Raw genomic sequence first — 7,245 nt, forward strand, 5'->3', positions numbered from 1 at the left:
GCACCACCTCCTGCGCCCGCTCTTCCGGCAGCCCCATCGCGCGGGCCGCGGCCCGCAGTACCTCCATGCTCCGCGTGCCGTCGAGCAGCTCAAGGAAGCCGCCCGCCACCGTGTCCACCGGGCCCATCCGCACCGCGTTCGCCGGTGTCACCCCGAACTGCACCGTCCGCCGTCCCCGCCAGGCCCGCCGCAGCGCGGGCTTCACCATCGGCCTCATCGCATGTCCCCCGTATCCCGTATCCCCGTCTCCGGGGATTCCTGTGCCCGTCCTGCCTTCGGGCCGTGTCCGTGCTTGTCCGTCCTCGGGCCGCGTTCGTGCTTGTCCGTCCTCGGGCCGCGTCGCCCGAGGCCCGAGAGCAGACTGCCCGGATCGGCGCGAGGGCGTCGGAAGTTATCCACAGGCAGGCGTGTAGGTCGCATGAATGGCTCGTATTACCGGACGGTGCTGTCCGGCCGGTGAGCCCGGCGGGTAACGTCGAGGCGTGCCAGCCGACCCCCGATCCGACCAGAGCCGCCCCCCGCGCAGGGCCGTCGCCTCCTCCGGCGTGGAGTCTCCCGGTGCCGCCCCGGACACCCCGGCGGCCGGGGCCGTCGAGGTCCGCAGGAGCACCCGGCGCAGACGCACCGTCTCCGCGTACCGCGAGGGCGACCGGACCATCGTTCTCATCCCGGCCCGGATGACGAAGGCCGAGGAGCGGCGCTGGGTGACGGCGATGCTCGACAAGCTCGCCGCCCAGGAGAGCAAGCGGCGGCTCGGCGACGACGGGCTGACCGCGCGGGCGGCCCAGCTCTCCGAGCGCTACCTCGGCGGCGGGGCGCGGCCCGCCTCCGTCCGCTGGGTCACCAACCAGAACACCCGCTGGGGGTCGTGCACCCCGGCCGAGGGAACCATCCGCCTCTCGCACCGGCTGCACGGCATGCCGGAGTACGTCGTCGACTACGTACTCCTGCACGAACTCGCGCATCTGCTGGTGCCGGGCCACGGCCCCGAGTTCTGGGAGCTGCTCGAGGCATATCCGCGCACCGAGCGTGCCCGCGGTTACCTCGAAGGAGTCGTGGCCGCGGGGCGGTCGCCGCAGCCGCCGGCCGACGAGGACGAGTGAGCCGGGATGTCGGGGGCGGCCTTGACGTCCGAGCAGGAATGCCGGGGCCCGGAATGCCGGGGCCTGGACATCTGAGCCGGAATGCCGGGGCCTTGACGTCCGGTTTTACCGATCCTGTACCGAACGTGTACCGGCCTGCCGCAAAGCCCGCGACAGCCGTTAGCCTGACGCGACCACACACGCTTTCGGGATGGGGGACGGTCGTTACGCATGCCCAGGGAATTCCAGCGGGGCCACAAGGCCAAGGTAAGTGATCTCACGCCCGGGACGGACCTGTACGTCGGCGTGCAGATCGCGGGTCCCGGCCTGACGTTCGACATCAGCTGCTTCGGCCTGGACGCCGACGAGCGTCTCTCGGACGATCGGTACTTCATCTTCTTCAACCAGCCGAAGTCGCCGGAGGAGTCGGTGCAACTGCTCGGCGCGCAGGCGGGCGACACCGAGTCGTTCCGCGTGACGCTGAACCGGGTCCCGGCGGGCATCCACAAGCTCTCGTTCACGGCCACGCTCGACGGCGCGGGCCGGATGTCGCAGATCGGGCCCGGTTACATCCGGCTCGTCGCGGGTGGCGAGGAAGTCGTGCGGTACGCCTTCACCGGCGCGGAGTTCTCCACCGAACGCGCCGTCATGCTCGGTGACTTCTACCGCAAGGACGTCTGGCGGTTCGCCGCGGTCGGGCAGGGCTTCGACGGCGGACTCGACGCGCTGCTCAAGAACTTCGGCGGCGAGATCGCGGAGGAGCAGGAGGCCCCGCAGCCGCCCGCGGCAGGCCAGGTCCCCGGGTTCGCCCCGCCGGCGGGGCCCGCTGCGGCCCCCGGCGCGCGCCCGGCCCGGCGGGCCGGCGGGGAGCGGCTGCCCCGGCGCGTCAGATCGCGGTGAGGCCGGCGACGAGCTCGCTTGCCAGGAGGGACAGTTGGGAGCGCTGTGTGTCGGTGAGGCCGGTGGTGAGAGCGCGGATTCGCCGGTCGGCGTCGGCGGTCATCAGCCGCGCCAGCTCATGCCCATCCTCGGTCAGCGAGACCTGTACGCCGCGCCGGTCGCGCGGCGAGGGGGCGCGGCGCACCAGGCCGCGGCGTTCGGCCCGGTCGATCAGGCCCGTCATGCTGGATTTGTCGAGCCCCAGGTGCCGCGCGAGCTCCTGCATGCCGGGCTCTCGGTCGCGCAGCACGCCCAGCACCCGGAGCTGGATGACCGACAGCCCGTGCGCGGCGGCGACTTTCGCCAGCTCGGCCTGCACCGCGAACGACAGCTGGGCCAGGCTGTCCACGATCCCCAGGTCCACTCCGTGCGGCGGCACGCGGCTCTCGTCCTCTGGCATGCCCTCATCGTACTTGACTTAGTACGCGACGCAAATTAAATTGATTCGTGTCGCGTACTACTTGCGGCACGTACTACTGACGGCACCTACTACTGGCGGCACGTACTAACGGCGCCACGGCGCTGGTGCCGCTCCGGGCGCCGGTGCCTGCCCCTCCGGGCGGCCTGCTCCTCCGGGCGCCGCCGACGCGAGCGGGCGCCGTACCGGCCTCTGCGTGACCGATCCGATGACCGCTACCCGAAGGAGAGCAGAGCTGTGGCCTCTACCACGGACACCCAAGTGATCATTTGCGGGACAGGAGCGGCGGGGCTGACCCTGGCGCTCGACCTCGCCAGGCGGCAGGTGGGGTTCCTGCTGATCGACAAGGCGCCGGGCCCGTTCGCCGGCTCGCGCGGGAAGGGAATCCAGCCCCGGAGCCAGGAGGTGTTCGAGGACCTGGGAGTGATCGACCGGATCGCGGCCTCCGGGGGCAGGTATCCGGTCGAGCGCGTCCACCCTGTCCCCGGCACGGACGGCGACAGCGACGGCGACGGCAGCGGCAGCGGCGGTGGAGCCGGCCCGGTCGACCGGGCCATCTTCGTGGCCTCGGAGCCGACCCCGGCGGAGCCGTACCAGGCGCCTCTGCTCGTGCCGCAGTTCCTCACGGAAAGCCGGCTGCGCGAGCGGCTGGCCGAACTGGGGCACGCCCCGCTGTACGGGCACGAGCTGGTCGGCTTCGACCAGGACGCCGAGGGGGTGAGCGCGCGGATCGCGACCCCGGACGGCGAACGGACGGTACGTGCGTCATACCTGGTCGGAGCCGACGGCGGCGCCAGTTTCGTCCGCAAGACCCTGGGCATCGGCTTCCCCGGCAAGACCCTCGGCGTACGGGCGGTCGTGGCCGACGTACGGGCCGAAGGCGTCACCCGTGACGCCTGGCACCGCTGGGGCCAGGGGGGCCCGCGGCAGGTGTCGCTGTGCCCGCTCCACGGCACCGACCTGTTCCAGCTCCAGGCCCCGGTCCCCTTCGACGTCGACATCGACCTCTCGGCCGGGGGACTCACCGCGCTGCTGCGCGAACGCACCGGCCGGGACGACATCGTGGTCCGTGACGTGTCCTGGGGGTCCGCGTACACGATGAACGCGCGGCTGGCCGACACGTACAGGCGCGGTCGCGTCCTGCTGGCCGGGGACGCGGCGCACTGCCACCCGCCGACCGGCGGGCAGGGCCTGAACACGAGCGTCCAGGACGCCTACAACCTCGGCTGGAAGCTGGCGGCCGTCCTCGACGGCGCCCCCGAGCCGCTGCTGTCGACGTACGAGGAGGAGCGCAGGCCGATCGCACAGGGTGTACTCGGCCTGTCCGAGAGGCTGCTCGAAGCGGCCAAGACCCGTCCCATGCGGCGGGGCCGCCAGGAGAGCCAGCTCGACCTCGGCTATCCGGACTCGTCCCTCACGGTCGCCGGCCCGTGGCGCGACACGGGCGTGTCGGCCGGGGACCGGGCGCCCGACGCCCCGATGACCGGCGCGGGCGGGACTGCCATACGGCTGTTCCACCTGCTCCAGGGGCCGCACTGGACCCTGCTCGGCCACGAGGCCGACACCACCGCGGCTCCGGCGCCCCGGCGCGGCCTGCGCGTCCACACCGTCGGCGCGCGCGGCGACCTGCACGACACCGGGGGCCACTTCAAGGACGCCTACGCGCTCGCGCCAGGACAGTGGGTGCTGATCCGCCCCGACGGGTACGTCGCGGCCGTGGTCGACACCGCGGGCCTGGACGCGGTCGAGTCCTGCCTCGACGCCGCCGGGGTCCGCCCGTAGGACGGGACGCGGACCGGCAGAGTGCAGACCGGCGGGACGTGGTCCGGGGGACGCGGACCGGGGGACGCGGACCGGCAGGGTGCAGACCGGCAGGAAGCGGACCGGCGGGACGCGAACCCAAAAAGACGGGAGCCGGAGAGACGGGAGCCGGAGAGGAGAAACGGGTTCCGGGCAGACGGACGGCTTCCACATGGTCACGGAAAAGTCTCGGGAATGTATCGGACCAATCGAACACAGTCCTTCCCAGAGGCACCGCGGTTGGCTACCGTGCTCGATCGTGTGGGAGTCCCACCCGCAGCATCCACCCCACTCGCACCATCTGTACGCCCCGTCGCCGGTCGCCTCATACGTATCTCCGGCCCCCTCGGCGCACCGCTGGAAGCGCCTGGAAGGAGATGCCCGCCATGGCATCGCACGCATCGCACCGCAAGCCGCGCAACAGCGCCCTCCTGCGAGCGGGCTCCCCCGCCGTGGGCCTCACCACGGCGGCGCTCGCCTCCGTCACGCTCCTCGGCACGAGCTCAGGCACCGCGACCGCCGCGTCCTCCGCGGCCACGAAGACCGCGGCCAAGGCGGCCCCGAGGGCGGCCACCGCCGCGGCCTCCCGGCCGTCGATCGAGCAGGTGCAGCGGCAGGTCGACGACCTCTACCGGCAGGCGGGTTCCGCGACCGAGGACTACGACCGGGCCAAGGAGTCCACGGGCGAGCAGCGCAAGGCGCTCGACTCCCTGCTCGACGACATCGCGCACCGCACGGACCGGATGAACGACTCCAGACGCAGGCTCGGCATGTACGCCACGGCGCAGTACCGGCAGGGCGCGGTGACCCCGGCCGCGACGCTGATCTTCTCGGACAGCCCGCAGTCGTACTTCGACGAGACGCAGCTGATGGCCCGCCTGAGCGACCGGCAGAACAGCGCTCTGGCCGATTTCCAGAGCCAGCAGGCCGCAGCGGCGAAGAAGCGCGCACAGGCGGCGAAGGAACTGGAGACGCTGACGGCGTCCCAGGCGGACCTGCGGGCGAGCAAGACACGGGTGCAGCGGAAGTTGGGCGACGCGCAGGCGCTGCTGACGAAGCTGACGGCGCAGGAGAAGGCGCGGCTCGCGGCGCTGGAGAAGAAGAAGGAGGCCGAGGCCCGCGAGAAGGCGCGGGCCAAGGCCAAGGCCGAGCAGGAGGCCAGGGCCAAGGCCCTCGCCGCGGCCGCGCGGCAGAAGTCGGCCGGGTCCACGGGCACCGGTACGGGTACGGGCACGGGCACGGCCACCACGCCTCCGGGCTCGACGACGAAGGCGGACAAGGCACTCGCGTTCGCCCGGGCGCAGATCGGCAAGCCGTACGTGTGGGGCGCGACGGGCCCCAGCTCGTACGACTGCTCCGGCCTGACGCAGGCGGCCTGGAAGGCGGCGGGCGTCGACCTGCCCCGTACCACGTACGACCAGGTGAACGCCGGCACGCGCGTCTCCACGGACGATCTGCGCCCCGGGGACCTGGTGTTCTTCTTCTCCGACATCAGCCATGTCGGGATGTACATAGGCGGCGGGATGATGATCCACGCCCCGCACTCGGGCGCGAACGTGCGCGAGGAGTCGATCTACTCGATGCCCATCTACGGCGCGGTCCGCCCGGCCTGACGCTCCTTCGACGCACCGAGGGCCCGGACACGCACTGGGCCGGCCCGGCCGGGGCAGGCTGTGCGGTGCTTGCCGATCCGGGTACATCGGGGACCATGAGGCATGCTCTCCGACGACTGGCAACTCACCGGCGGCATCGATGATTTCCTCGACCGAACCGGAGACTTCCTGCGTTCGCGGCCCGCCCTGCACAACACCCCGCTGACCGACATCGAGAAACTCCGGACACACCGGGCGGACGCGCACGGGGCCGAAGCCGCCGTCTTCGGCCTGCTGGAGTCGGGAGGCGGGGTCCGCGCCGTCTTCTACCGCACTCCGCGCGGTCGTCTGGGCCTCACCCCCCTCTCCGCCGGGCAGGCCGGCACTCTCGCCGCACGTCTTGCCGCCCTCGGCCACCGCCCCCGCGACGTCGTCGCGGACCACGACACCGCCACCGCTTTCGCCGAATCGTGGCAGCGGCGCACAGGCGCGGTGCCGGTCCTCTACTGGCGCACGCATCTCTACCGCCTCGGCGCGCTCGTCCGACCGCGTCCGCGCCCCGAAGGCCGCGGGCGGGCCGCGGGCGGCGGGGACCACGAGCATGTCGTGCGCTGGTGCCGTGAGTTCTGCGTCGACGTCGGGGAGCAGCCCTCCATCGACTTGATCGACGCCGGCTCATGGGCCGAATCGCGTTTCGGCGACAGGCATTTCACGTTCTGGGAGACCCCGGACGGCACCCCTGTCTCCATGGCGGCCGCGACCTCGATGGTCGGCGGCATGATCCGGGTGGACCCCGTCCACACCCCGGCCCGCCTCCGGGGCCGCGGCTACGCGGGCGCCGTGACGGCAGAAGTGAGCCGTGCCGCGCTGGCCGCCGGCGCGACGGACGTCGTCCTGTTCACGGACCCGGCCAACCCCACGAGCAACGCCCTCTACCAGCGCATCGGTTATGTCCACATCGCCGACTTCGCCGGGTACAGGTTCACCTACGGCGTACCGGAGGCCGCCCCGCCGGGCCCCGCCACCAGGTCGTAGCCCTCCCTTGGCCCTCATGACGCGCAGCAGCGCTCCCGCAGCCACGCTCAGCCGCCCGAAGCCGCCCGAAGCCGCACCCCCGCAGCCACGCTCAGCCACGCCCTCGCTCCCGCCCGATCATCAGATTGGTGGGGGCGGCGGCCGGCGGGACAGGTGCGCCGCCGGAATGCCAAAGGGACACCAGCGGTCAGGCACCGACCATTGCTCACCTCGGAAAGATCAACCTCTCTCAGGTCCCGCCAGTTCCCGTCTTCCGATGCCGTTCCGTGACCTGGCGGCCTAGCGTCCTGTGCATGTCGACGCACCGAAAACGCACCAAGCGCCCGCGACCGTTCATCCTGGCCGGCTTCGGCGGGACCCGGGGTGCCGAGGGGTCCCG

General features: G+C 72.2%; 6 protein-coding genes and 1 pseudogene. 5 read left to right on the forward strand and 2 right to left on the reverse strand.

The genetic code is table 11. From position 1 onward, the window contains the following. A pseudogene (locus LCE31_RS33780) lies at positions 1 to 217 on the reverse strand (ThiF family adenylyltransferase); the annotation flags it as partial. 265 nt (positions 218 to 482) lie between these two features. On the opposite strand from LCE31_RS33780, the gene LCE31_RS33785 reads away from it, so the two are divergent. Both LCE31_RS33785 and LCE31_RS33790 read left to right on the forward strand, forming a co-directional pair. Then, positions 483 to 1,103, forward strand: a complete 621-nt coding sequence (locus LCE31_RS33785; RefSeq protein ID WP_374118638.1) for a M48 metallopeptidase family protein — start codon at positions 483 to 485, stop codon at positions 1,101 to 1,103. A 210-nt stretch (positions 1,104 to 1,313) separates the two neighbouring features. Further along, positions 1,314 to 1,982 carry a TerD family protein gene (locus tag LCE31_RS33790; protein ID WP_374118639.1) on the forward strand — a complete coding sequence of 223 codons (669 nt, stop codon included), beginning with the start codon at positions 1,314 to 1,316 and terminating at the stop codon, positions 1,980 to 1,982. On the opposite strand, the gene LCE31_RS33795 is transcribed toward LCE31_RS33790, so the two are convergent. Further along, the gene (locus LCE31_RS33795; protein ID WP_225021315.1) at positions 1,969 to 2,421 is read right to left on the reverse strand and encodes a MarR family winged helix-turn-helix transcriptional regulator; all 453 of its coding nucleotides are present in this window, start codon (positions 2,419 to 2,421) and stop codon (positions 1,969 to 1,971) included. The genes LCE31_RS33790 and LCE31_RS33795 overlap by 14 nt on opposite strands. A gap of 255 nt (positions 2,422 to 2,676) precedes the next feature. Between LCE31_RS33795 and LCE31_RS33800 the strand changes: the two genes are divergently transcribed. The 3 genes from LCE31_RS33800 to LCE31_RS33810 all read left to right on the forward strand — a co-directional run bounded on the left by LCE31_RS33800 (position 2,677) and on the right by LCE31_RS33810 (position 6,866). Next, positions 2,677 to 4,221, forward strand: coding sequence for an FAD-dependent oxidoreductase (locus LCE31_RS33800; protein WP_225021317.1), 1,545 nt, complete (start codon positions 2,677 to 2,679; stop codon positions 4,219 to 4,221). Positions 4,222 to 4,616: 395 nt separating this feature from the next. Further along, positions 4,617 to 5,852, forward strand: coding sequence for a C40 family peptidase (locus LCE31_RS33805; protein WP_225021321.1), 1,236 nt, complete (start codon positions 4,617 to 4,619; stop codon positions 5,850 to 5,852). A 102-nt stretch (positions 5,853 to 5,954) separates the two neighbouring features. Further along, on the forward strand, positions 5,955 to 6,866 hold the full coding sequence (locus LCE31_RS33810) for a GNAT family N-acetyltransferase (RefSeq protein WP_225021323.1): 912 nt from the start codon (positions 5,955 to 5,957) through the stop codon (positions 6,864 to 6,866). The last annotated feature ends 379 nt before the right edge of the window (positions 6,867 to 7,245 follow it).

This window comes from Streptomyces sp. 8L (assembly GCF_020176795.1).
Lineage (GTDB): Bacteria > Actinomycetota > Actinomycetes > Streptomycetales > Streptomycetaceae > Streptomyces.